Raw genomic sequence first — 22,281 nt, forward strand, 5'->3', positions numbered from 1 at the left:
TACCTGTTCAGGCGGCAATAATTGGCTCATGTTTGAACCGACACCAAAGGGGCGGCAGGTCTTCCGGGACCGGGCGATATTCACCAATCTCGGACCAGCCTCCAGGGCCATGAAAGTCACTGCCAGCGCTGACCAGCAGTCCGAATTCACGAGCAAGGATAGCCAAACTGCCCACTTGCTCTGCAGGTTGGTGGCCATTGACCACTTCGATGGCATGACCACCGGCTTGAATATAGTCGGCAACCAAGCGGCGACGCTTGCTGCGGGTGAAATCGTAATGCCAGGGATGGGCCAGGCTGACCCAGGCCCCCGCGGCCCGCAGTGTGCCAACGGTTTCTTCTAGGGTCGGCCAGTGCTGCTTGACGTCCCCCAGCTTGCCGGCCCCCAGCCATTTGCGAAACGCCTCGGCGCGATCCTTCACGAAGCCGGCACGCACCAGGTAGTCGGCAAAGTGCGGCCGCGCCGGTGCATTGCCACTGTCCCCCAGTTCCTGCTGGATCGCCCGGGCGCCTTCCAGCGCTCCCGGCATGCCCTTGAGGGCCAGCTTGCGGCTGATCTCCTCCGAACGCAGCCAGCGGCCTTCGTGGAGCTTTTCGATGGCTTGCACCAAAGCCGGGGCCTGGGTATCGAAGCCGTAGCCCAGCACATGGATAGTGGCGCCGCCCCAGGTGCAGGACAGCTCGACGCCATTGACCAGCTGCATGCCCAGTTGCTGCGCCGCCTGGCGCGCTTCATCCAGCCCCTCGAGGGTGTCGTGGTCGGTCAGGGACAGGATTCGCACGCCTCTCTCGTACGCACGCGCAACCAGAACCGCGGGCGCCAGGGCGCCGTCGGAGGCCGTGCTATGGCAGTGCAAATCAACATTCACAGGACGATAAAACCTCAAGTCAGCTGGCGCTTTCGCTACCAAGGATGTTTGTTATTATGCCGGGACATCCTGCTTCTGGCTGCCACTGTGAAACAATTCATCGACTTCATCCCGCTGTTCCTGTTTTTCATCGTCTATAAAATTGATCCCCGCGTCGTCGACCTTGCCGGTCACGAAGTCACCCTGGGCGGCATCTACAGCGCCACAGCGGTGCTGATCATCAGTTCCCTGGTGGTGTATGGCGCCCTGTTCATCTCCCAGCGCAAGCTGGAAAAAAGCCAGTGGCTGACCCTGATCGCCTGCCTGGTCTTCGGTAGCCTGACCCTGGCCTTCCACAGCGAAACCTTCCTTAAATGGAAAGCTCCGGTGGTCAACTGGCTGTTCGCCCTGGCCTTCATCGGCAGCCACTTCGTCGGCGACCGCCTGCTGATCAAGCGCATCATGGGCCACGCCCTGACGTTGCCAGACCCGGTATGGACCCGCTTGAACATCGCCTGGATCGCCTTCTTCCTGTTCTGCGGCGCCGCCAACCTGTTTGTCGCCTTCACCTTCCAGAGCATCTGGGTCGACTTCAAGGTCTTCGGCAGCCTGGGCATGACCGTATTGTTCCTGGTGGGCCAGGGTATCTACCTCTCGCGCCACCTGCATGACGCCGATCCCACCACCCCGAAAACCGAGGACTGACATGCTTTACGCAATCATTGCCACAGACGTCGCCAACTCCCTGGAAAAACGCCTGGCCAACCGGCCGGCGCACCTGGAGCGGCTGCAAGTGCTCAAGGACCAGGGGCGCGTGGTACTCGCCGGCCCGCACCCGGCGATCGACAGCAATGACCCGGGCGCGGCCGGTTTCAGCGGCAGCCTGATCGTCGCCGAGTTCGACTCCCTGAGCGCCGCCCAGGCCTGGGCCGACGCCGACCCGTTCGTGACCTGCGGCGTCTACGCCCATGTACTGGTCAAGCCGTTCAAGCAATCGATGCCGTAAATCCTCCCGGGTGCGATGAACCTTCGCGGTTCATCGCGCTCTCAATCGCTCATTATTCTCGTTTGACTGCCGACAACCTGCCCAACACTCGATTGGAATCAGGAGTTTCGATGCGCCAAGGTCCGCTGTGCCTGCTGTTGGTCATGTTGTCGATCGGGGCTCCAGCCCTTGCCGAGGAAACCCAGGACACCGGCCATTCCACGCCGTTGTCCCTGAGCGCCGGCAGTCAGATCACCGAGTTGCAGCAACGCTTGAAAGAAAGCGAGCGCCTGCGCGATGAACTGAGCAAACAATTGCAAAATACCGATGCCGAACGGGAAAGCCCCCAACTGACCCGCTTGCGCCAGGAGAACCAGCGCCTCAAGCTGCAGCTCAAAGAGGCCCAGGCCAACCCGGCACCCCGCCTGTTGACCGATCAACAGCAGTGGTTCGTCACCGGCGGCGGCGTGGCCCTTCTGGCCCTGCTCTGCGGGATCTTCGCCAGTGGCGGGCATCGCAAGCGTCGACAATGGCTAAATTGAGAGATTCATGAGCGACCTGTTACTGATTGATGATGACCAGGAGCTGTGCGAGCTCCTGAGCAGTTGGCTGAGCCAGGAAGGTTTTCTGGTGCGGGCCTGCCACGATGGCCTGAGCGCCCGTCGCGCCCTGGCCGAAACGGCGCCGTCAGCGGTGGTACTGGACGTGATGCTGCCCGACGGCAGCGGCCTGGAGCTGCTCAAGCAACTGCGCAATGAGCACCCCGACCTGCCGGTGCTGATGCTCTCGGCCCGTGGCGAACCCCTGGACCGCATCCTCGGCCTGGAACTGGGTGCCGACGATTACCTGGCCAAGCCCTGCGACCCCCGTGAACTCACCGCCCGCCTGCGTGCCGTACTGCGCCGCAGCCATCCGGTGGCGGCCTCCAGCCAGATGGAACTGGGCGACCTGTGCTTCAGCCCGCTGCGCGGTGTGGTCAACATCGACGAGCAGGACATTACCCTGACCGTTTCCGAAAGCCGCCTGCTCGAAGCCCTGCTCAAGCAACCGGGCGAGCCCCTGGACAAGCAGGAACTGGCGCAGATCGCCCTGGGCCGCAAGCTGACCCTGTATGACCGCAGCCTGGACATGCATGTCAGCAACCTGCGCAAGAAGATCGGCCCGCACCCCGACGGCCGTCCACGGATCGTCGCCCTGCGCAGCCGCGGCTACTACTACAGCCTCTGATCCCGATGTGCCCTGGCAGATATGTCAGGGCCGTGAAATACCTTCTTTACCCAAGCTTTACCCTCCGCTGACTGCCGCTGACCTTGATCTGGGTAACCTGAACTCATCCGGAACTTACCGGGAATGAGACAAGGAGATACACCATGCGCAAGACCCTGATCGCTCTGATGTTCGCCGCCGCCCTGCCAACCGTGGCCATGGCCATGCCGGAAGGTCACGGCCCGATGGGCCCCATGGACGGCCCTCGGCACAGTGAGCACATGCGTGGCAAAGGCCCTTTCAGCCAACTGGACCTGAGCCGCGAACAGCGCCAGCAGATCGGCAAGCTGATGGGCGAGCAAATGCACGACCGCAAGGCCGTGGTGGAAAAGTACCTGGAGAAACTCTCGCCGGCCGATCAGAAAGCCATGAAGGATGAGCTGACCGCCAAGCACCAGAAGACCCAGGCCGATATCCGCGCCCTGCTCAAGCCAGAGCAGCAGAAAGAGTTTGACGCCATCGTCAAGAAACAAGAGGAGCGTCGCGCCGAATGGGCCGAGTTCAAGGCCTGGAAAGCGCAGCAACCGCAAAAAGCGCAATAATGCGCTAGCGTCCACCCCCAGCCCAGTGGCCTCCCCCCACTGGGCTTTCGCGTTCGAGGAGTTCCTGTGCGTTCATTGTTCTGGCGCATCCTGGCCAGCTTCTGGCTGGCCATCACCCTGGTTGCAGGGCTGTCGATCCTGCTCGGGCACATGCTCAACCAGGATGCCTGGATCCTCAGCCGTCACCCTGGCCTCAACAGCCTGACCGAGGAATGGACACAGACCTACGAGAACCAGGGCGAGGACGCCGCCCAGGACATCCTCCAGCAGCGCAAGCGCCAGTACCACATCGATGTCCAGGTGCTCAACGAGAGCGGCGACCCGGTGGTTCGCGGCACCTTCCCGCGCCGCGCCGCGGCCTTCGAAGCCCGGCAGAACAATGACGACCGGCACCTGCCCTGGCGCCGCCTGACAGCGGAGTACACCAGCCCGAAAACCGGCGACACCTACCTGTTCATCTATCGCATCCCCCATCCGGAACTGGACGCCTGGCACCGCGACAGCCTGACCTGGCCCCTCAGCGCCCTGGCCATCGCCCTGGTGGTGCTGACCCTGTTCAGCCTCCTGGTCACCCTGTCCATCACTCGTCCCCTGAGCCGCCTGCGCGGCGCGGTACACGACCTGGGCCAGGCCACCTACCAGCAGAACAGCCTGGCGCGCCTGTCCAACCGCCGCGACGAATTCGGTGTACTGGCCCGGGACTTCAACCGCATGGGCTCGCGCCTGCAGAGCCTGATCGGCAGCCAGCGCCAACTGCTGCGGGACGTGTCCCACGAACTGCGCTCGCCCCTGGCCCGCCTGCGCATCGCCCTGGCATTGGCGGAACGGGCCGCCCCCGAAGAACGGGAAAAGCTCTGGCCGCGGCTGACCCGCGAATGTGACCGCCTGGAAGCGCTGATCAGCGAGATTCTGGTGTTGGCCCGGGTCGATGCGGACAACGCCAGCGCCGAAGAAGTGGACCTCAACGCCTTGCTGGTCGCCGTGCAGAAAGACGCGCAACTGGCCTGCCCGGAACAGCCGGTGCTGATAACCGCCCCGCCACAGCTGCACCTGCGCGGTTGGCCGACCATGCTGGAGCGGGCAGTGGACAACCTGCTGCGCAACGCTCAGCGCTTCAACCCCGCCGGGCAAGCGATCGAAGTCACGGCCCAACGCCAGGGCGAGAAGATCCAGATCAGCGTGCGCGATCATGGACCCGGCGTAGAAGCCGAGCACTTGAGCCAGCTGGGAGAGCCCTTCTTCCGCGCCCCGGGGCAAAGCGCTCCGGGCCATGGCCTGGGGCTGGCCATCGCCCGCCGCGCCGCAGAGCGTCACGGTGGCAGCCTGCTGCTGGCCAACCACCCTCAGGGCGGATTCATCGCCACCCTGGAACTGCCCCTGGTCCCCGGCGCCGTGGTGCAGGCCTGAACGCAACGCGGGCAAGCCGCTGCCGCCGGGTCCGGCAACAGCGGCTTGCCCGCGAGGTACACAGCATTAGAAGAGGAAAATCAGGCCTTGGCAGTCCAGGCGCTGACGAACTCGGCGGTATCGACCTTGGGGGCGATCCGCGGCTCATTCAGCGGCGTGCCAAGATACAGGAAGGCAATGATCTCTTCGCCGTCCTCCAGGCCCAGGCCCTTGGCTACATGGGGCGAGTAGGACAACTCGCCAGTACGCCACACCGCGCCGATCCCCTGGGCGTAGGCCGCCAGCAGGATACCGTGGGCCGCGCAGCCCGCTGCCAGCAACTGCTCGCTCCTGGGCACCTTGAAGTGCTCCTGCAAACGGGCGACCACCACAACCACCAGTGGTGCGCGCAGGGGCATGGCCCGGGCCTTGTCCAGGGCCGCCTGGGTCACTTCGCCGCCCTGCAGCTGTACCGCCTCCACCAGCAACTCGCCCAACTGCTCGCGTGCCGCACCTTCGACGGTAAGGAACCGCCAGGGGCGCAACTGGCCATGATCCGGCGCGCGCAGGGCGGCGGCGAACAAGGCTTCGCGCTGCGCGGCGCTAGGCGCGGGCTCCACCAGGCGCGGCACGGAAACACGGTTGAGCAAAGCGTCGAGAGCCTCCATCGGCCACCTCCTGAAAAAAATGTCCGGCCATTCTAGCGGGATCTGCCGACCGGGTGCCGGTTTACATGCCCTGCCCCGCAGGTAGAATGGGCGCCCTTCATCTACCAGCCCGAGCGGAATACATGGCGTTGCCGACCTTAAGGATCATTGGTTTCATCATCGGCATCTTCCTCATCACCCTGGCGATCGCCATGGTGGTGCCGATGGCGACCCTGGTGGTCTTCGAACGTACCGGCGACCTGCCGTCCTTCCTCTGGGCCAGCATGATCACCTTTATCGCCGGCCTGGCCCTGGTGATCCCCGGGCGCCCCGAGCACGTTCATCTGCGCCCCCGCGACATGTACCTGCTGACCGTCTCCAGTTGGCTGGTGGTGTGCATCTTTGCCGCCCTGCCATTCCTGCTGACCCAGCACATCAGCTACACCGACTCGTTCTTTGAAAGCATGTCCGGCATCACCGCCACCGGCGCCACCGTGCTCAGCGGCCTGGACAGCATGTCGCCTGGGATCCTGATCTGGCGTTCGATGCTGCACTGGCTGGGGGGCATCGGCTTCATTGGCATGGCGGTGGCGATCCTGCCGTTGCTGCGTATCGGTGGTATGCGCCTGTTCCAGACCGAATCCTCGGACCGCTCGGAAAAGGTCATGCCGCGCTCGCACATGGTTGCCCGGCTGATCGTCGCCACCTACGTGGGCATTACCATCTTTGGCAGCCTGGCGTTCTGGTGGGCCGGGATGAACGTGTTCGATGCCATCAACCACGCCATGTCGGCGATCTCCACCGGCGGTTTCTCCACCTCGGACGATTCCCTGGCCCACTGGAAGCAACCGGCGGTGCACTGGGTGGCGGTGGTGGTGATGATCCTCGGCAGCCTGCCCTTCACCCTCTATGTGGCCACTTTGCGTGGCAACCGCCGGGCGCTGATCAAGGATCAGCAGGTCCAGGGCCTGCTCGGGCTGCTGCTGGTGACCTGGCTGGTACTCGGCACCTGGTACTGGTGGACCACCAACCTGCACTGGCTCGAGGCCCTGCGCCACGTGGCGCTGAACGTGACGTCGGTGGTTACCACCACCGGCTTCGCCCTGGGCGACTACAGCCTGTGGGGCAATTTCTCACTGATGCTGTTCTTTTACCTGGGGTTTGTCGGCGGCTGTTCCGGCTCCACTGCCGGCGGGATCAAGATCTTCCGCTTCCAGGTCGCCTACATCCTGCTCAAGGCCAACCTCAATCAGCTGATCCACCCGCGGGCGGTGATCAAGCAGAAGTACAACGGCCATCGCCTGGACGAAGAAATCGTCCGCTCGATCCTGACCTTCTCGTTCTTCTTCGCCATCACCATCTGCATGATCGCCCTGGCCCTGTCGCTGCTGGGCCTGGACTGGATGACCGCCCTCACCGGTGCCGCCAGCACCGTGTCGGGCGTGGGCCCGGGCCTGGGCGAAACCATCGGCCCGGCCGGCAACTTCTCGACCCTGCCGGACGCCGCCAAGTGGATCCTGTCCCTGGGCATGCTCCTGGGCCGGCTGGAAATCATCACGGTGTTCGTGTTGTGTATTCCGGCATTCTGGCGTCATTGACCGGGGCCGGCGCGGCCTGTAAGCGCGCCCGATACTCACCGGGCGTGGCATCGAACCAGCGGCGGAATGCACGGAAGAAGTTGCTCGGGTCGGCAAACCCCAGCAAGTAGGCAATTTCCAGCAGGGTCATGCGCGGCTGCGCCAGGTACTGCTCTGCCAGTTCCCGGCGGGTGTCATCCAGCAGCGCCTGGAAGCTGGTGCCCTCTTCCTGCAGGCGGCGCTGCAAGGTGCGCTGGGACAGGTGCAGTGTCTGCGCCACCATCTCGCGCTTGGGCTCCCCTTGGGGCAGCAGGCGACACAAGACCTGCCGCGCCTTGTGGGTCACCCGGCTTTCGGAGAAGCGCGCCAGGTATTCGCCGGCGAAACGATCGTGCAGCAGGGCCATGGCCTCATTGGCGGTGGGCAGCGTGGCCTCCATGTCGGCACGCTCGAAGATCAGCGCATCAAAGGGCGCGGCAAACACCAGGGGCGCGTGGAACATGTCCTTGTAGGGTTGCAGGTCCCCGGGCTGCTCGCCCTGCAGCAACACCTTGCGCGGCTGCAACGCGCGCCCCGTCAGCCAGCCGCACAAGGCCAGGGCACAGGCCAGCGAAGCCTCGGCACTTTGCCGGGTGGGCGGTAGATGGTCGCCATGCACCGTCAGGATCAGTGCATAGCCCTCGGGAAGAAGGCGGAAACTCAAGTCAGCGCTTTCGGCAATGATCCGCTGATAACGCACCAGCCGCTGAAACCCCTCCGCCAGGGTACGACTCGACATCAATGCATACCCGGCCACGTGAAAAGACGCCGGACGCACCACCTTGCCCATGTTCAGGCCGATCGCCGGGTTGCCGGAAAGCTCGACGGCGCGCTGCCAGAGCCGGGTCATGGAGTCCTGGGTGAAGCGCGCGTCGGGATCTTCCAGGGCACCGTAGTCGAGCCCCAGCTGCTTGAACAAGGCCCGGCAATCCAGGCCGTCCATCTCCAGGGCCTTGACGATGCCCAGGGTCCAGCTTGCAGAAGTCGTTCGTTCGCTCATGAGGGGTTCTTACATGATGAGCCGCATGCTACGGCCAATTTCCCAAGGATACTAAAGTGGCGCCTATTGTCACTGGCCTGCGCCGCCAAGGACTCTAGACTCAAATAAGCTCCCCGCCGAACATCCGCCGACAGAACAACAGACACAGAGATCGCGGCCATGGAAAACATCCGACAGTTCAACAGCTTCGCCGAGTTCTACCCCTACTACCTGAGCGAGCACAGCGACAGCACCTGCCGACGCCTGCACTTCATCGGCACCAGCCTGGTGATCTTCATCCTCGCCCTGGCCATCGGCAAAGGCGCCTGGTGGCTGCTGCTGGTGTTGCCGATAGCCGGCTATGGCTTCGCCTGGGTCGGGCATTTCTTCTTCGAGAAAAACCGCCCGGCCACCTTCCAGCATCCGCTGTACAGCTTGCTGGGGGACTTCGTCATGTACCGCGACATGATCCTCGGTAAGGTGCCCTTCTAGACCCCAGGGCCGCCAGCGGCTCCCCACAGGGCCAGGCCTTGCAGACCCGCCCCATGACAACAAGAGGATGGCCGATGAACACCCATGCGCGCTTTACCCATATGCAGGACGGCACCCAGGAGGACTGGGCGATTATCGCCGCGGATTTCAGTGCCTACGCCAAGCAGTTGCCGACACGCATCCTGGCCCACCTGCAATTGCTGGAAGGCGACTTCGGCGGCTTCCCGGTGGACCGCCTGACCCATTCGCTGCAGACCGCCAGCCGCGCCTGGCATGACGGGCGCGACGAGGAATACGTGGTCTGCGCCCTGCTCCACGACATTGGCGATACCCTGGGTTCCTATAACCATCCGGATATCGCCGCCGCCATTCTCAAGCCCTTTGTCAGCCCGGAAAACCTGTGGATGGTGGAGAAGCACGGGATCTTCCAGGGTTACTACTTCTTCCATCACCTGGGCATGGATCGCCACCTGCGCGAGCAGTTCAGTGACCACCCGCTGTACCAGTACACCGCCGAGTTCTGCGCCAAGTACGACGCCGCCGCCTTCGATCCGGCCTACGAGAGCCTGCCCCTGAGCTTCTTCGAGCCCATGCTGCAACGGCTGTTCGCCCAGCCCCGGCAGTCGCTGTACAAGGCGGCCATGGAGCAGGCCAGCCCGGCCTGAAAAACCGTGTTCGGCCCCGGGCTCAGGCCGGCTCCGCGACTTTCATCCGCTCAGCCTTGAGCTGGGCCTCACGGGCCTGGGCTTCGGCCAGGCGATAGAGCTCGATGCTGCCGTCCCAGTGCTCGATCAGGGCCGTGCAGGACTCCACCCAGTCACCGCAATTGAGGTAATCCACCTCGCCCACCTTGCGGATCTCGGCATGGTGAATATGGCCACAGACCACCCCGTGCAACTCGCGCTTGACGCATTCGTGGGCAATGGCTTCCTCGAAATCGCTGATGAAGCTCACCGCCGTCTTGACCTTGTGCTTGAGGTAGGCCGAAAGCGACCAGTACCCATAGCCATAACGCGCCCGCCAGTGGTTGAGCCAGCGGTTGAGGGTCAGGGTGAATTCGTAGGCCGAGTCGCCGAGAAAGGCCAGCCAGCGGTGATAGCGAGTAATCACATCGAACTGATCGCCGTGGATCACCAGCAGATGACGCCCGTCCGCAGTGACATGTACCGCCTCGTCCACCAGTTGGATATTGCCGAGAATCAGCCTGGAGTAGCGTCGCAGGAATTCGTCGTGGTTGCCGGTGACGTAGATCACCTCGGTACCACGCTTGCTCATGGTCAGCAGGCGCCGGATCACGTTGGTATGGGCCTGGGGCCAGTACATGCCGCCGCGCAGCTTCCAACCATCGATGATGTCGCCCACCAGATAGATGCGATCGGCGTGATAGGCCTTGAGAAAGCGTGCCAGGTGTTCGGCCTGGCAATCCCGGGTGCCCAGGTGCACATCTGAAATCCACAGGGTCCGCACCCGTTGCTTGCGGCTGGGCTTGGCGAGTTCGGCATGGGTCATGGACGCTCTCCTGGATTTTTTGCGAGCTTGCGCCCCAGCGATTAATAGCCTGTGACACAAATGCGGCAGCGCGATGACAGCGCGAAACGCCCGACCGCCGGTGTAGACTGGCCGCCTGCCAAGGAGACCGTGATGGGATCTATCCTCACCCTGCGCCACTACACCCATGACCTGATCGCCCACAGCCACGAACATGCGCAACTGGTGTTCGGCCTGCGTGGCCAGCTCGATTTCGAAGTCGAAGGCCAGGGCAGCCAGGTGCAGCAGCAGAGCTTCGTGGTGGTGCCGGCCGGCGCCCGGCATGTCTGCGGCAGCCCCAGCGGCAGCCATTGCCTGGTGCTGGACATACCCGGCGAACACTGGGTGCAGCAATCGTTGGGGGAACATGCCGAGGCCAGCCGGCGTTTGCTCGATGCGCCCCGACACCAGGTCCTGGGGCCGAGCCAGAGCCGCCTGGTCAACTGGCTGGCGGACAGCCCGGTGGACGACCCCTTGATTGCCCAGCAAGGCGCGGTCTTGCTGCTGGCCAGTCTCAATCATCGAGCCGACAGCCAGCCCGGCGAGCGCCGCCTGCCCTATGCCGCCCTGAATGCCCATATCGATCGTCACGCCGCCCACCCCTTGCAGGTGGCCGACCTGGCCCGTATCGCCGGGCTGTCCGCTGCTCGCCTGCATGCACGGTTCATCGCCGAGTGCGGGGCCAGCCCCATGGAATACGTGCGACGCCGGCGCTTGCACATGGCCCTGGAACTGTTGCGCGGATCGACCTTGCCCATGGGCGAAATCGCCAGCCGCGTGGGTTACAGCTCCCAGAGTGCCTTTGCCGCGGCGATACTGCGGCAGTACGGCCACTCGCCGCGCCAACTGCGTCAAGGGGCAGACGCTAGTCCTTCGACAAAAAACGCCAGGATCGCGACAGACCAACAGGCCGCCCCGCCCGTAGACTGAGCCCATTGCCGCCTAAGGCCATTACTGCCCGTCTTGTGGTTAAGGATAAAAATGACTCCGCGTACCGCCCTTGGCGCCTTGCATATCGGTGCCCTGATGTTCGGCCTGACCGGTGTATTCGGTAAGCTCGCCGCCGCTTCGCCCGCGGTCATCGTCTTCGGTCGTGCAGCCTTTGCCGTGCTCGCCCTGGGCGTCTTCGCCCGCCTGGCGAGCAACACCCCCTGGCAGAAACTGGCCGCCACCGATTGGCGGCGCCTGCTGCTCAGCGGCCTGCTGCTGGCCGGGCACTGGGTGAGTTTCTTCGTGGCGGTGAAGGTCGCGGGGGTGGCTATCGCGACCCTGGGCTTTGCCAGCTTTCCGGCGTTCACGGTGATTCTCGAAGGCCTGATCTTCCGCGAGCGGATCCGCTTCAACGAAATGCTGCTGGTGCTACTGGTCAGCATCGGCCTGGTGCTGGTGACCCCGGACTTCGACCTGGCCAGCCAGGCCACCACCGGCCTGCTCTGGGCCGTGGGCTCGGGCCTGCTGTTTGCGCTGCTGTCACTGAACAACCGCGCCAGCTCCGGGCGGATCCCCGCGGTGCAGGCGGCGCTCTGTCAAAACGTGGTGGTCGCCCTGTGCCTGTTGCCGGTGGCGGCTCCCGAGCTTGGCCAGGTGCGGGCCATGGACTGGCTGTGGATCAGCCTGCTGGGAATTTTCTGCACCGGTCTGGCCCACAGCCTGTTTGTCGCCAGCCTGGCAGTGATCAAGGCGCGCACCGCAGCGGTGGTGTTTGCCCTGGAACCGGTCTACGGAATTACCGTTGCCTGGTTGCTGTTCGGCGAAAACCCGACCCTGCGCATGTTGTTCGGTGGGGCCTTGATCATCGTTGCCATCGTGGTTTCAAGCCGCCTGTCGGCGGGTTCGGGCAGCAAGGCAGCCACGGCTGAAGCCGGCTCTCACTGAGTACGGTCGTTGTGGCCCAGGTCGCGCTCGGGGTCGATCTGGTCGCGAACCCGCTGCTTCAGCACCTTGGCCTCGGGAAAGCCACCATCGGCCTTGCGCTCCCAGATCTGCACGCCATCGCAGGTGATGCGAAAAGCCCCGCCGGTTGCCGGCTCCAGGGACACCTTGCCCAGGTCGTCGCTGAAGGTGCTCAACAACTCCTGGGCCAGCCACGCCGCCCGCAGTAGCCACTGGCATTGGGTGCAATAGGTGATGATCACTTCGGGTTTACGTTCAGTCATAGTACAGCCGACTCCTGGATTCAAGGGCGTCGTTATAATAGCCGGCTTTATCGCCCGCCCCGAGAACCGTAATGCGCCGCCTGCTGTCCTGCCTGTTCCTCTGCCTGCTGCCCTTGCTCGCTCAATCTGCCGAAGCGCCACGACCGAAAATCGGCCTGGTGCTGTCTGGGGGCGCCGCCCGCGGCCTGGCCCACATCGGGGTGCTCAAGGCCCTGGAGGAACAGGGCATCCGCATCGACGCCATCGCCGGCACCAGCATGGGCGCGGTGATCGGAGGGCTGTATGCCTCGGGCTACAAGATCGACGAGCTGGAAAAGCTCGCGCTGGACATCGACTGGCGACAGGCCTTGTCCGATGCCCCGCCCCGGGAAGACGTGCCGTTCCGGCGCAAGCAGGACGACCGGGATTTTCTGGTCAAGCAGAAGCTCAGCTTCCGCGACGATGGCAGCCTGGGCCTGCCGCTGGGGGTGATCCAGGGACAGAACCTGGCACTGCTGCTGGAAAGCAAGCTGGCCCACGCCAGCGATACCCGTGACTTCGACAAGCTGCCTATCCCCTTCCGGGCCGTGGCCACCGATATCGCCAGCGGCGAGAAAGTGGTGTTTCGCAAGGGCCACCTGCCCCAGGTGATCCGCGCCAGCATGTCGATCCCCGCGGTCTTCGCACCGGTGGAACTGGATGGCCGCCTGCTGGTGGACGGCGGCATGACCGATAACATTCCCCTGGACGTGGCACGGGACATGGGAGTCGACATCGCCATCGTGGTGGACATTGGCACACCGCTGCGTTCGCGCAAGCAACTCAATACCGTGGTCGACGTGCTCAACCAGTCCATCACCCTGATGACCCGGCGCAACTCGGAGGTGCAACTGGCGGCACTGCACAAGGACGACGTACTGATCCAGCCAGCGCTGTCGAGCTTTGGCGTTACCGACTTTGGCCGGGCCCAGGAAATGATCGACGCCGGCTACCGCGCCACCCGCATCCTCGACACGCGCCTGGCCCGTCTGCGTCCGGCCCATGCGCTGGATGCCGAACTGACCGCTGCGCGCCAGCCCAGCCAGCGCACGCCGATCATCAGCGCGATCAAGGTGGAAAACGACTCCAAGGTCAGCGACGAAGTGATCCGCTACTACATCCGCCAGCGCATCGGCGAGCCGCTGGACCTGGGCCGCCTGGAAACCGACATGGGCACCCTGTACGGCCTGGATTTCTTCGAACAGGTGCAGTATCGCGTAGCCCACAAGGGGCAGGACAACACCCTGGTGATCAGCGCCCGGGGCAAGCGCAGTGGTACCGACTACCTGCGCCTGGGGCTGAACCTGTCCGATGACATGCGTGGCGACAGCGCGTTCAATATCGGCGCCAGCTACCGCATGAACGGCATCAACAGCCTGGGTGCAGAATGGCTGACCCGGGTGCAGATCGGTGATCAGCAGGAACTCTACAGCGAGTTCTATCAGCCACTGGATGCCGGTTCACGCTACTTCATTGCGCCCTTCATCGCCGCCGAAGCGCAGAACGTCGAGGCGGTGCTGGACAACGACCCGATCGCCGAATATCGCGTGGAACGCTACGGTTTCGGGCTCAACCTCGGGCGCCAGATCGGCAACAGCGGCGAAGTGCGTTTCGGCGTCGGCGAGGCCTGGGGCAAGGCCGATGTGCGCATCGGCGACCATAACCTGCCCAGCGAAAACTTCAACGAAGGCTACTACCAGTTGCAGTACTCCTTCGACTCGCTGGACAACGTCTACTTTCCTCACTCCGGCGAAGACATCAAGCTGAGCCTGCGCCAGTTCGAACCGAGCCTGGGTTCGGACAATCGCTACCGGCAGTGGGAGTTCAAGCTGGACAAGGCGCTGAGCAGCGGCCCCAATACCTTTGTCCTGGGCGGTCGCTATGGCCGGACCCTGGACAACGCCGACGTGGTGACGTCCAGCTTCCTGCTCGGTGGAGCTCGACAACTGTCCGGTTTCCGTCAGGACGCCCTCTCCGGGCAGAACATCAGCCTGGCTCGCGCCGTGTACTTCCGTCGCCTGACACCGCGCTCCTACCTGCCCCTGGACTTTCCACTGTACCTGGGAGGCTCGCTGGAGCGGGGCCGGGTGTGGAACAACGACAATGCCTTCGACAGCGGCTACATCAACGCGGCGAGCATCTTTCTCGGCTTCGACACGCCGCTGGGGCCGCTGAACTTCAGCTACGGCTTCAACGACGACAATCAGAAAGCCCTGTCACTGAATCTGGGCCAGACCTTTTGACAGGCACGCAAAAAACGCCCCTGGGCGCAGCAGGCTTGAATTCAGAATGGCAGAGGAACAAGACAAACCGGGGTCAGGCAACCCCGGTTGAAGGCGTCAGGATTTTTCCAGATTGGCCAGGATGCGCTCATGAACGCGAATGCAGACCCGCAGGTCTTCTTCGTCAACACCAACGAACAGCTCATGACGCAGGGCGGTGGCGATGGTTTCGATCTGTTCGATCAAGGGCCGGGCGGACGGACAGAGAACGATTTTCTTCGCCCGGCGATCTTCCACCACCGACTGGCGCTGAACCAGGCCCTGGGTTTCCAGGCTGTCCAGCAGCCGGGCCAGGGTCGGCCCTTCTACGCCGACGCTTTGCGCCAGCTCGCGCTGAGTGGGCGCCTCTTCGAAGCGGGCCAAATGCAACAGCACCAGCCAGCGGGCCTGGGACAGGCCGAGCCCCGCCAGGCGGCGGTCCAGTTCGGCACGCCAGCCGCGAGACATATGCGCCAGCTGCATACCAAAACGGTGTTCATCGGTTAACGGCATAAAACACTCATGATCAGACTGAAAATAAAGAAAAACTAATTATTAGTCAGCTAAGCATGCCCCTTGCCCGGAGGCAAGGCCTGTAAGGGACTGAATCGTTACAACATTGACGCACCCCTTCACATTTCAAACTCCGACTCCAAGGCCGCACGCACGCAATACAGCACCCCTTCCGGCACCCTTCCGGCAAACACCGGGATAACCTCGGCCACTGGCGGTAACTCGCCCTCGCCGTCGAGGAACGCATCCTGGATCTCTCCCAGCAGGTCTTCCGGCAAGTCCAGGGCCTGCTCCAGCGACAGCTGCTGCTTGCCGATGGCTTCGGCGAGCAGGGTGTAGACGTTCTTTTCCGTGCACTGCAACTGGCCGGCGATCTGCACCGGAGTCATCCCCGCGCGAGCCAGGGTGATCAGTTCATGGCGCAGGTCGGCAACCACTTTCGGCGCCTCGACACCGCCGCCGAGGACTTCGAGGAAGGCTGCGCCATAACGCTCCAGCTTGCGCGCACCCACGCCGCTGACCTCGGCCATTTCGGCCATGGAGCCGGGCTGGCTGCGGAGCATTTCGAGCAAGGTGGAATCGGGGAAAATGACATAAGGCGGCACCCCATGTTCTTCCGCCAGCTTGCGTCGCAGGGCCCGCAGCGCCTCCCACTGCTCGCGCTCCTCGCCCCGTACCAGTTGGCTGGCCTGGCTGGTGCTGCTCTTGGGGGTGGTTTGCGGCTTGAGATCACGACGCAACTCCAGGGTCACTTCGCCCTTGAGCAGCGGGCGGCAGCTGTCGCTCAGGCGCAGGCCGCCATAACCTTCCAGATCGATGTCGGCCAGGCCGCGGGCCACCAGCTGGCGGAACAGCGAGCGCCATTCGCCTTCGCTGCGGGCCTTGCCGACACCAAATACCGACAGGTGCTGATGGCCGAAACTGCGGACCTTTTCCGTATCCTTGCCCAGCAGCACATCCACCAGGTGACCGACACCGTAGCGCTGGCCAGTGCGATAGATCGCCGACAGCGCCTGGCGTGCCGGCTCGGTGGCGTCCCAGGTCTGTACCCCATCGACGCAGTTGTCGCAGTGACCGCAGGGTTGCGGCATGTCTTCATCGAAATAGGCCAGCAGGGTCTGGCGCCGGCAACGAGTTTCCTCGCACAGGGCCAGCATCGCATCGAGCTTGTGCTGCTCAAGACGCTTGTGGCGCTCGTCGCCCTCGGAGTTCTGCAGCATCTGCTTGAGCATCAGCACGTCCTGCAGCCCGTAAGCCATCCAGGCGTCTGCCGGCAGGCCGTCACGGCCGGCGCGACCGGTCTCCTGGTAGTAGGCTTCCAGCGACTTGGGCAAGTCCATGTGGGCCACGAAGCGCACGTTGGGCTTGTCGATGCCCATGCCGAAGGCAATGGTGGCCACCATGATCAGGCCTTCTTCGTTGAGGAAGCGCTTCTGGTGATAGGCCCGCAGCTCATTGGGCAACCCGGCATGGTAGGGCAGCGCGGTGAAACCCTGTTCGCAGAGAAATGCAGCCACTTCGTCGACCTTTTTGCGCGACAGGCAATAGACGATCCCGGCATCGCTGCGCCGCTCGTTGAGGAAGGCCTGCAACTGCTTGCGTGGCTGCTCCTTGGGCACGATGCGATAGAAGATGTTCGGCCGGTCGAAGCTGGAGAGAAAACGCTCGGCATCCTGCAGGTGCAGGCGATTGACGATCTCTTCCCGGGTGCGCTTGTCAGCCGTGGCGGTCAGGGCAATGCGCGGCACCTGGGGGAACATTTCCGCCAGCTGCCCCAATTGCAGGTATTCGGGGCGGAAGTCGTGGCCCCACTGGGACACACAGTGGGCTTCATCAATCGCGAACAAGGCGATTTCCAAGCTCTGCAGAAACGCCAGCATGCGCGGCTGGACCAGGCGCTCGGGGGCCAGGTAGAGCATCTTCACTTCGCCGCGCCGGATGCGCGCGGCCAGGTCACGCTGCTGCTCGGGGCTGAGGGTGGAGTTCAGGGCTGCCGCTGCGACACCGAGTTCCTCCAGGGTCGCAACCTGGTCGTCCATCAGCGCGATCAGCGGCGAAACCACCACCGCCAGCCCTTCGCGAAGTAGCGCCGGGACCTGGAAACACAGCGACTTGCCACCACCGGTGGGCATCAGTACCAAGGCATCGCCGCCGCTGGCCACGCGCTCAATGATCGCACCTTGGCGACCACGGAAACTGTCGTAGCCGAAGATGTCCTTGAGGACGCGTTGAGCCTGTTCGAGCATGAAAAACTCCAAAAATCGCTGAAATCCCTGGGGGCAGACTGGACGAAAAGCCGGCACGCTTCACCGACATTTGCGTTAGCGGACTTGTCCGGAGCGGACGACCAGCCTGCAGGGCATCACAAAACGCGCGAGTATACCCGACCCCTTCCCGGCAGAGGGCACCGACAATGGACCGCTGGTAACCTTTAGAACCGCTCAAATCGGCACCGCGGCTGGCTTGAGCGCGCAAGAAAGCCTAGAATTCAGCATCGTTTATTCCCCAAGGTAGCCGTCAATGTCCTTCGCTGAGCAACTAACCCGCCTGCAAGTCTTCCTCGATGCAGATGATCTGCACGACGAGGCGCTGGACTACGTGGCCGCTCACGGCTACCTGACCGCGCTGTCCATCTGCTCCGAAAGCGTTCCGGACCGTGAATGGATCGACGCCCTGTTCGCCGAAGAGCCGCACTACCGTGACGACGCCGAACGCGAAGCCATCGAGTCGACCCTGCTGGCCCTCAAGGCACACATCGCCCGCCAACTGGCTTCCGACGAAGAATTCGAGCTGCCCTGCGAACTCGACCTGGGCGAGGACCCGGACGACTCCGACCTGCGCGGCTGGTGCATCGGCTTCATGGAAGGCGTGTTCCTGCGTGAAGCGGCCTGGTTCGAAACCGCCGAGGAAGAAGTCAGCGAGATGCTGCTGCCGATCATGGTGGGTTCCGGCCTGTTCGATGAACAGCCGGAGTTCTCCGACATCGCCAGCGATGCCAACCTGATGGACGACATGATCGTGCAGATCCCGGAAGCGCTGACCGCGCTGTACCTGCTGTGCAACGCCCCCGACGAAAAACCTGCGCTGCTCAAGCCGCGCCACCACTGAGTCGTTGCCTATGGCCAAGCCCATAGGCCAACGCCCCCTGCTATGGCGTTACGTTCTGCTGGCCATCGGCTGGTCGAGCGTAGCGCTGGGGGTAGTGGGCATCTTCCTTCCTGTATTGCCTACCACGCCTTTCCTGCTGCTGGCAGCCGCCTGCTTTGCCCGTAGCTCGCCACGCTTCTACCAATGGCTGGTGCAACACCCACGCCTGGGTCCGTGGATCCGCGACTATCTCGACGGCAACGGCATTCCGCTCAAGGGCAAGGTCTACGCCATCGGCCTGATGTGGTTGAGCATCGGTTTCTCCTGCTACCTGGTGCCATCGCCCTGGGCCCGGGGTTTCATGCTGACCAGCGCAGTGCTGGTGAGTCTCTATATCCTGCGGCAGAAGACTCTGCGGCGCTCCTGAAGGTTTATGGGGTGGCCGGCAAGAACGGGGCCACCGCGCGCCATCGCCGCCTGCGGCAGCGGCTCCAGATTCGGGAGCGGTCAGGACTTGGCGTGGTTGCGCTGGTAGGTGTCTTCGCCCATCGCGGCAATCTGCCCTTCGATCAGGGCCTCGAAAGGCCGCAACAGCGGCTCGAACGAAGCAGGAGCTTCAAGTACCTGCAATGCCTGAACGATCGCTTCCACAGTGGACAAGGCTCCCGGCCCCGGGGCCTTGCGCAGGCGATAGCGAGACTCCACCCCAGTCGCCAGGGTCACCCTTGGCAGCGCCGCCAGCAACGGATTGAGGTGCAGCAACTTGCGCGCCTTGCGCCAGGTGCCGTCGGGCACCACCAGCAGCAGCGGTGCATCCGTCTCGGCATAGGCCTGCAATGGCCGGGCATCATCCGCCGGGAACAGCAGGCATGCTCGATATCCGGGCTGGTCGAGCAACGCCGGCAGCTCCTCGAACACCTCCCCCACCACCAGTTCGGCGTTGTTCAGCCCCAGCGCCGCCAGACGTGCGGTGTTCAAGGCATGATTGACCTCACTGGGATGCTGCAACAACAGTACTCGGGTGCGGCTGGGTAGCTGGGGAATCAGCGGGCACAGACAATGGCCCGCAGGGCGCAGGCAACGCTCGCAGCGTGCTCGAGACATGGGACCTCCTTATGACTGGTTGAGCTGCGCCTTGAGCAGGTCGCGAAAGGTCTGGATCAGCGGCTCTCGACCGCGTCCGCGACGCATGATCATGGAGAACGGCGCCTGGTAGCCAAAGGTTGCCGGCAGCAGCACCCGCAAGTCGCCCTTGTCCGCCCAGGCCTGGGCGTAATGCTCCGGCAGGTAGCCGATGTAGGCGCCGGACAGCACCAGGATCAACTGCGCCTCCATGCTCTCCACCGTCGCCGCACTGTGCTTGAAGCCGTGCCGGGCCAGTTCGGCCTGGCTCCAGTAGCCGCGACCGACCATGCGTTGCTGGGTGATCACCTGCTCGGGAATGCGCCGCTCGCTGTACAGCGGGTGACGGTTGCTGCAATACAGCCAATGCTGCTCGCGGTACAGCGGCATGTACACCAGGCCGCTCATGCGCGTGGAAAAGGCACCGATGGCCAGGTCCAGGCGATTGTCCTGCACCCCCAGCTGCAACTCGTGGGGGCTCATCACCGACAGGTGCAGGTGCACCGCCGGATGCTCCTGGCTGTAGGCGCCGATGGCCTCGGCGAACGGCAGGGCCTTATCGCTCACCGTGGAGTCGATCACCCCCAGGTTCAGGGTCCCGCGAAGCTCGCCCTTGAGGGCTGCGGCGTACTGTTCGAAACCTTCCAGCTCGCCCAGCAGGCGCAGGGTTTCCTGGTGGAACAGCTCGCCCTTGCTGGTCAGGCTGAAACCGCCCCGGCCACGGTGGCAGAGCACCAGGCCCAGGGATGCCTCCAGCTGGCTCATGTAGGTGCTGATGGCCGAGGTGGAAAGATTGAGTTCGTGCTGGGCGTTGGCGAACCCCTGATGCCGCACCACGCTGACGAAGATGCGTAATAGTTTCAGATCAGGTAAAGCGTTGGCCATGACAGGCTCCGATAACAGGCAAAACGACAACGTCCCTGCGGCGAGGGTGCGGGTTCTCGCCGAGCGGCAAAGCAACCCCGATGGCCTCCATGCCCGCTTTCAATCCAACCCTGCAACCCGGATAACGGTGGCTGCACCACCGGACGGGAGCAAGCTCCCTCGCCACCAAGGGCCCGGGGAGCAGCGCGGGAGTCTAGCGCGCCATCGGCCATTAGTTTAGAAAAATCTGAACTAAGTATTTGTTCGTAGCGATTCTTTCCCCGCACTACATTTCGCAGAATCGGCCCCACTCGGTTGCTCGGGCAGGATTCGCTGCGCCGTCGACCCCATAAATATAAAACAACGATGAGGCCTATCCCGTGGACAAGATTCTCCACCAACCACTGGGCGGCAACGAAATGCCGCGCTTCGGCGGCATCGCCACCATGATGCGTCTTCCCCATCTGCAATCCGCTGCCGGCCTGGACGCTGCGTTCGTCGGCGTGCCCCTGGACATCGGCACCTCGCTGCGTGCCGGCACCCGTTTCGGCCCGCGGGAAATCCGTGCCGAATCAGTCATGATCCGCCCTTACAACATGGCCACCGGTGCTGCCCCGTTCGACTCGCTGTCGGTGGCCGACATCGGCGACGTAGCGATCAACACCTTCAACCTGCTGGACGCGGTGCGCATCATCGAAGAAGCCTATGACGGCATCCTCGAACACAACGTGATTCCCCTGACCCTGGGCGGCGACCACACCATCACCCTGCCGATCCTGCGGGCCATCCACAAGAAACACGGCAAGGTCGGGCTGGTGCACATCGATGCCCACGCCGATGTCAACGACCACATGTTCGGTGAGAAAATCGCCCACGGCACCACCTTCCGCCGCGCCGTGGAAGAAGGCCTGCTGGACTGCGACCGCGTGGTGCAGATCGGCCTGCGCGCCCAGGGCTACACCGCCGAAGACTTCAACTGGAGCCGCAAGCAGGGCTTTCGCGTGGTCCAGGCTGAAGAATGCTGGCACAAATCCCTGGAGCCCTTGATGGCCGAAGTCCGCGAGAAAGTCGGCAACGGCCCGGTGTACCTGAGCTTCGACATCGACGGCATCGACCCGGCCTGGGCCCCAGGCACCGGCACCCCGGAAATCGGTGGTCTGACCACCATCCAGGCCATCGAGATTGTCCGTGGCTGCCAGGGCCTGGACCTGGTGGGCTGCGACCTGGTGGAGGTTTCGCCGCCTTATGACACCACCGGCAATACCTCGCTGCTGGGCGCCAACCTGCTGTACGAAATGCTCTGCGTACTGCCTGGCGTCGCCCATCGCTGAGACTCAGCACATGCTGCGCGCCGCCAGACCGTTTGCGGCGCAAAGCGGTACTACCCGCTTCATCTTTACCCCGTCCTCGGCTGCTGTTGCGCAATGCCTGCCAGGCATTAGCCGGGCCGATAAGGGGCCAAGGATGGTTCCGAGGTGCGGTGACGCATCCCGGACAACGCCGTCGTCCGCCCACAAGGGGACGGCGCCGGATTGACTCATGACGTAGCCACGAAGCTGCGCATGCAAGGGGAGCAAGACTTCAGCCAGGAACGCGAAACCATTGGGTCTCGCACAAAACAACAAGGCCTCTGGCTGGCCTGTCACAACCATTTGTCCGCTGTGCCGGAAGGGCTGCCACCCCCTTAGCCAATGTGATCGGAGCAGATCATGAATAACAACAAAGAAAAAACCCCTAGCAACATCGCAACCAACAGGATCGGACAGATCCTCGAGCACCAGCGCGACACCAGGCCTTGCGACCTGTTTCGCCTACCCTCCGGCCTGGCCAGCACCGCCATCGCCACTCTCGAAACTGCGCACTCCAGCATGGCCAGCCGCTGTACCAGCGGGCTGCTGGCAAGTCGCGCGCTACTGCCCGGATAACCTCCTGGAGCGGCCCGTCTCGCGATAGAGCCCCTGGGTCTTGCACAA

Annotated in this window: 25 protein-coding genes and 1 pseudogene; 17 read left to right on the forward strand and 9 right to left on the reverse strand. The window is 63.5% G+C overall.

What is annotated here, in order from left to right; translation table 11 throughout:
• Nucleotides 1–7 precede the first annotated feature (7 nt).
• Nucleotides 8–868 carry a PHP domain-containing protein gene (locus tag BLS75_RS20915; protein WP_072451698.1) on the reverse strand — a complete coding sequence of 287 codons (861 nt, stop codon included), beginning with the start codon at nt 866–868 and terminating at the stop codon, nt 8–10.
• 87 nt (nt 869–955) lie between these two features.
• Between BLS75_RS20915 and BLS75_RS20920 the strand changes: the two genes are divergently transcribed.
• The 6 genes from BLS75_RS20920 (at nt 956) to BLS75_RS20945 (ending at nt 5,047) form a co-directional block, all read left to right on the forward strand.
• On the forward strand, nt 956–1,552 hold the full coding sequence (locus BLS75_RS20920; protein ID WP_011059933.1) for a septation protein A: 597 nt from the start codon (nt 956–958) through the stop codon (nt 1,550–1,552).
• A 1-nt stretch (nt 1,553) separates the two neighbouring features.
• A complete protein-coding gene (locus BLS75_RS20925; RefSeq protein WP_011059932.1) occupies nt 1,554–1,853 on the forward strand; it encodes a YciI family protein in 300 nt (99 codons plus the stop codon).
• Between the two features lie 110 nt (nt 1,854–1,963).
• Nucleotides 1,964–2,374 carry an SH3 domain-containing protein gene (locus BLS75_RS20930; protein ID WP_019093743.1) on the forward strand — a complete coding sequence of 137 codons (411 nt, stop codon included), beginning with the start codon at nt 1,964–1,966 and terminating at the stop codon, nt 2,372–2,374.
• Nucleotides 2,375–2,381: 7 nt separating this feature from the next.
• Nucleotides 2,382–3,059, forward strand: coding sequence for a response regulator transcription factor (locus BLS75_RS20935; RefSeq protein ID WP_011059931.1), 678 nt, complete (start codon nt 2,382–2,384; stop codon nt 3,057–3,059).
• A 143-nt stretch (nt 3,060–3,202) separates the two neighbouring features.
• Nucleotides 3,203–3,640 (forward strand): Spy/CpxP family protein refolding chaperone, encoded by a 438-nt coding sequence (locus tag BLS75_RS20940; RefSeq protein ID WP_015634603.1) that lies wholly within the window; start codon nt 3,203–3,205, stop codon nt 3,638–3,640.
• A 66-nt stretch (nt 3,641–3,706) separates the two neighbouring features.
• A complete protein-coding gene (locus BLS75_RS20945) occupies nt 3,707–5,047 on the forward strand; it encodes a sensor histidine kinase (RefSeq protein ID WP_011059929.1) in 1,341 nt (446 codons plus the stop codon).
• A gap of 80 nt (nt 5,048–5,127) precedes the next feature.
• On the opposite strand, the gene BLS75_RS20950 is transcribed toward BLS75_RS20945, so the two are convergent.
• Nucleotides 5,128–5,694 (reverse strand): nitroreductase family protein, encoded by a 567-nt coding sequence (locus tag BLS75_RS20950; protein WP_011059928.1) that lies wholly within the window; start codon nt 5,692–5,694, stop codon nt 5,128–5,130.
• Nucleotides 5,695–5,816: 122 nt separating this feature from the next.
• On the opposite strand from BLS75_RS20950, the gene BLS75_RS20955 reads away from it, so the two are divergent.
• Complete coding sequence (locus BLS75_RS20955; protein WP_011059927.1) at nt 5,817–7,271, forward strand: TrkH family potassium uptake protein; 1,455 nt, start codon at nt 5,817–5,819, stop codon at nt 7,269–7,271.
• On the opposite strand, the gene BLS75_RS20960 is transcribed toward BLS75_RS20955, so the two are convergent.
• Complete coding sequence (locus tag BLS75_RS20960) at nt 7,228–8,289, reverse strand: AraC family transcriptional regulator (protein WP_011059926.1); 1,062 nt, start codon at nt 8,287–8,289, stop codon at nt 7,228–7,230. The genes BLS75_RS20955 and BLS75_RS20960 overlap by 44 nt on opposite strands.
• A 159-nt stretch (nt 8,290–8,448) precedes the next feature.
• Between BLS75_RS20960 and BLS75_RS20965 the strand changes: the two genes are divergently transcribed.
• Together BLS75_RS20965 and BLS75_RS20970 are read left to right on the forward strand one after the other, a co-directional pair.
• On the forward strand, nt 8,449–8,760 hold the full coding sequence (locus BLS75_RS20965; protein ID WP_011059925.1) for an Mpo1-like protein: 312 nt from the start codon (nt 8,449–8,451) through the stop codon (nt 8,758–8,760).
• A 74-nt stretch (nt 8,761–8,834) separates the two neighbouring features.
• Nucleotides 8,835–9,425, forward strand: a complete 591-nt coding sequence (locus BLS75_RS20970) for an HD domain-containing protein (protein WP_015634600.1) — start codon at nt 8,835–8,837, stop codon at nt 9,423–9,425.
• A gap of 22 nt (nt 9,426–9,447) precedes the next feature.
• Here BLS75_RS20970 and BLS75_RS20975 read toward each other — a convergent pair whose 3' ends face one another.
• Nucleotides 9,448–10,269: a UDP-2,3-diacylglucosamine diphosphatase gene (locus BLS75_RS20975; RefSeq protein ID WP_011059923.1), complete on the reverse strand. Its 822-nt coding sequence runs from the start codon at nt 10,267–10,269 to the stop codon at nt 9,448–9,450.
• A 132-nt stretch (nt 10,270–10,401) separates the two neighbouring features.
• Here BLS75_RS20975 and BLS75_RS20980 point away from each other — a divergent pair, with 132 nt between their 5' ends.
• Nucleotides 10,402–11,217 (forward strand): helix-turn-helix transcriptional regulator, encoded by an 816-nt coding sequence (locus tag BLS75_RS20980; RefSeq protein ID WP_072451699.1) that lies wholly within the window; start codon nt 10,402–10,404, stop codon nt 11,215–11,217.
• Between the two features lie 51 nt (nt 11,218–11,268).
• A complete protein-coding gene (locus tag BLS75_RS20985; RefSeq protein WP_015634597.1) occupies nt 11,269–12,162 on the forward strand; it encodes a DMT family transporter in 894 nt (297 codons plus the stop codon).
• Here the strand turns inward: BLS75_RS20985 and BLS75_RS20990 are convergent.
• On the reverse strand, nt 12,156–12,443 hold the full coding sequence (locus tag BLS75_RS20990; RefSeq protein WP_011059920.1) for an Rdx family protein: 288 nt from the start codon (nt 12,441–12,443) through the stop codon (nt 12,156–12,158). The two genes, BLS75_RS20985 and BLS75_RS20990, sit on opposite strands and share 7 nt — an antisense overlap.
• Nucleotides 12,444–12,514: 71 nt before the next feature.
• On the opposite strand from BLS75_RS20990, the gene BLS75_RS20995 reads away from it, so the two are divergent.
• The gene (locus tag BLS75_RS20995) at nt 12,515–14,704 is read left to right on the forward strand and encodes a patatin-like phospholipase family protein (protein WP_072451700.1); all 2,190 of its coding nucleotides are present in this window, start codon (nt 12,515–12,517) and stop codon (nt 14,702–14,704) included.
• 96 nt (nt 14,705–14,800) lie between these two features.
• Here the strand turns inward: BLS75_RS20995 and BLS75_RS21000 are convergent, their stop codons facing one another.
• Complete coding sequence (locus BLS75_RS21000; RefSeq protein WP_011059918.1) at nt 14,801–15,235, reverse strand: MarR family transcriptional regulator; 435 nt, start codon at nt 15,233–15,235, stop codon at nt 14,801–14,803.
• A gap of 119 nt (nt 15,236–15,354) precedes the next feature.
• Complete coding sequence (recQ, locus tag BLS75_RS21005) at nt 15,355–17,481, reverse strand: DNA helicase RecQ (protein WP_065363346.1); 2,127 nt, start codon at nt 17,479–17,481, stop codon at nt 15,355–15,357.
• A gap of 274 nt (nt 17,482–17,755) precedes the next feature.
• Between recQ and BLS75_RS21010 the strand changes: the two genes are divergently transcribed.
• Together BLS75_RS21010 and BLS75_RS21015 are read left to right on the forward strand one after the other, a co-directional pair.
• Nucleotides 17,756–18,343 (forward strand): UPF0149 family protein, encoded by a 588-nt coding sequence (locus BLS75_RS21010; protein ID WP_011059916.1) that lies wholly within the window; start codon nt 17,756–17,758, stop codon nt 18,341–18,343.
• 10 nt (nt 18,344–18,353) lie between these two features.
• Nucleotides 18,354–18,749 (forward strand): YbaN family protein, encoded by a 396-nt coding sequence (locus BLS75_RS21015; RefSeq protein ID WP_011059915.1) that lies wholly within the window; start codon nt 18,354–18,356, stop codon nt 18,747–18,749.
• An 80-nt stretch (nt 18,750–18,829) separates the two neighbouring features.
• On the opposite strand, the gene BLS75_RS21020 is transcribed toward BLS75_RS21015, so the two are convergent.
• Together BLS75_RS21020 and BLS75_RS21025 are read right to left on the reverse strand one after the other, a co-directional pair.
• On the reverse strand, nt 18,830–19,426 hold the full coding sequence (locus tag BLS75_RS21020; protein ID WP_015634594.1) for a tRNA-uridine aminocarboxypropyltransferase: 597 nt from the start codon (nt 19,424–19,426) through the stop codon (nt 18,830–18,832).
• Nucleotides 19,427–19,435: 9 nt separating this feature from the next.
• Nucleotides 19,436–20,329, reverse strand: a complete 894-nt coding sequence (locus BLS75_RS21025) for a LysR family transcriptional regulator (protein WP_011059913.1) — start codon at nt 20,327–20,329, stop codon at nt 19,436–19,438.
• Nucleotides 20,330–20,688: 359 nt separating this feature from the next.
• On the opposite strand from BLS75_RS21025, the gene speB reads away from it, so the two are divergent.
• The 3 genes and pseudogenes from speB to BLS75_RS21040 all read left to right on the forward strand — a co-directional run bounded on the left by speB (nt 20,689) and on the right by BLS75_RS21040 (nt 22,233).
• Complete coding sequence (speB, locus tag BLS75_RS21030) at nt 20,689–21,639, forward strand: agmatinase (protein WP_011059912.1); 951 nt, start codon at nt 20,689–20,691, stop codon at nt 21,637–21,639.
• Between the two features lie 62 nt (nt 21,640–21,701).
• Nucleotides 21,702–21,996 (forward strand): annotated as a pseudogene (locus tag BLS75_RS32645) (DUF4440 domain-containing protein); the annotation flags it as partial.
• Nucleotides 21,997–22,017: 21 nt separating this feature from the next.
• A complete protein-coding gene (locus BLS75_RS21040; protein ID WP_072451701.1) occupies nt 22,018–22,233 on the forward strand; it encodes a hypothetical protein in 216 nt (71 codons plus the stop codon).
• Nucleotides 22,234–22,281 lie beyond the last annotated feature (48 nt).

This window comes from Pseudomonas sp. NFPP12 (assembly GCF_900103205.1).
Taxonomy (GTDB): Bacteria; Pseudomonadota; Gammaproteobacteria; order Pseudomonadales; family Pseudomonadaceae; genus Aquipseudomonas; species Aquipseudomonas protegens.

Excerpts from the sequence above, each read along its gene's own strand:
- BLS75_RS20925 (WP_011059932.1), top strand. The coding sequence starts at position 1,554 with ATGCTTTACGCAATCATTGCCACAGACGTCGCCAACTCCCTGGAAAAA.
- BLS75_RS21025 (WP_011059913.1), bottom strand. The coding sequence starts at position 20,329 with ATGGCCAACGCTTTACCTGATCTGAAACTATTACGCATCTTCGTCAGC.
- recQ (WP_065363346.1), bottom strand. The coding sequence starts at position 17,481 with ATGCTCGAACAGGCTCAACGCGTCCTCAAGGACATCTTCGGCTACGAC.
- BLS75_RS20985 (WP_015634597.1), top strand. The coding sequence starts at position 11,269 with ATGACTCCGCGTACCGCCCTTGGCGCCTTGCATATCGGTGCCCTGATG.
- BLS75_RS20965 (WP_011059925.1), top strand. The coding sequence starts at position 8,449 with ATGGAAAACATCCGACAGTTCAACAGCTTCGCCGAGTTCTACCCCTAC.
- BLS75_RS20950 (WP_011059928.1), bottom strand. The coding sequence starts at position 5,694 with ATGGAGGCTCTCGACGCTTTGCTCAACCGTGTTTCCGTGCCGCGCCTG.
- BLS75_RS20980 (WP_072451699.1), top strand. The coding sequence starts at position 10,402 with ATGGGATCTATCCTCACCCTGCGCCACTACACCCATGACCTGATCGCC.
- BLS75_RS21020 (WP_015634594.1), bottom strand. The coding sequence starts at position 19,426 with ATGTCTCGAGCACGCTGCGAGCGTTGCCTGCGCCCTGCGGGCCATTGT.
- BLS75_RS20970 (WP_015634600.1), top strand. The coding sequence starts at position 8,835 with ATGAACACCCATGCGCGCTTTACCCATATGCAGGACGGCACCCAGGAG.
- BLS75_RS20975 (WP_011059923.1), bottom strand. The coding sequence starts at position 10,269 with ATGACCCATGCCGAACTCGCCAAGCCCAGCCGCAAGCAACGGGTGCGG.
- BLS75_RS21000 (WP_011059918.1), bottom strand. The coding sequence starts at position 15,235 with ATGCCGTTAACCGATGAACACCGTTTTGGTATGCAGCTGGCGCATATG.
- BLS75_RS20955 (WP_011059927.1), top strand. The coding sequence starts at position 5,817 with ATGGCGTTGCCGACCTTAAGGATCATTGGTTTCATCATCGGCATCTTC.
- BLS75_RS21010 (WP_011059916.1), top strand. The coding sequence starts at position 17,756 with ATGTCCTTCGCTGAGCAACTAACCCGCCTGCAAGTCTTCCTCGATGCA.
- BLS75_RS21015 (WP_011059915.1), top strand. The coding sequence starts at position 18,354 with ATGGCCAAGCCCATAGGCCAACGCCCCCTGCTATGGCGTTACGTTCTG.
- BLS75_RS21040 (WP_072451701.1), top strand. The coding sequence starts at position 22,018 with ATGAATAACAACAAAGAAAAAACCCCTAGCAACATCGCAACCAACAGG.
- BLS75_RS20940 (WP_015634603.1), top strand. The coding sequence starts at position 3,203 with ATGCGCAAGACCCTGATCGCTCTGATGTTCGCCGCCGCCCTGCCAACC.
- BLS75_RS20930 (WP_019093743.1), top strand. The coding sequence starts at position 1,964 with ATGCGCCAAGGTCCGCTGTGCCTGCTGTTGGTCATGTTGTCGATCGGG.
- BLS75_RS20990 (WP_011059920.1), bottom strand. The coding sequence starts at position 12,443 with ATGACTGAACGTAAACCCGAAGTGATCATCACCTATTGCACCCAATGC.
- BLS75_RS20995 (WP_072451700.1), top strand. The coding sequence starts at position 12,515 with ATGCGCCGCCTGCTGTCCTGCCTGTTCCTCTGCCTGCTGCCCTTGCTC.
- BLS75_RS20960 (WP_011059926.1), bottom strand. The coding sequence starts at position 8,289 with ATGAGCGAACGAACGACTTCTGCAAGCTGGACCCTGGGCATCGTCAAG.
- BLS75_RS20935 (WP_011059931.1), top strand. The coding sequence starts at position 2,382 with ATGAGCGACCTGTTACTGATTGATGATGACCAGGAGCTGTGCGAGCTC.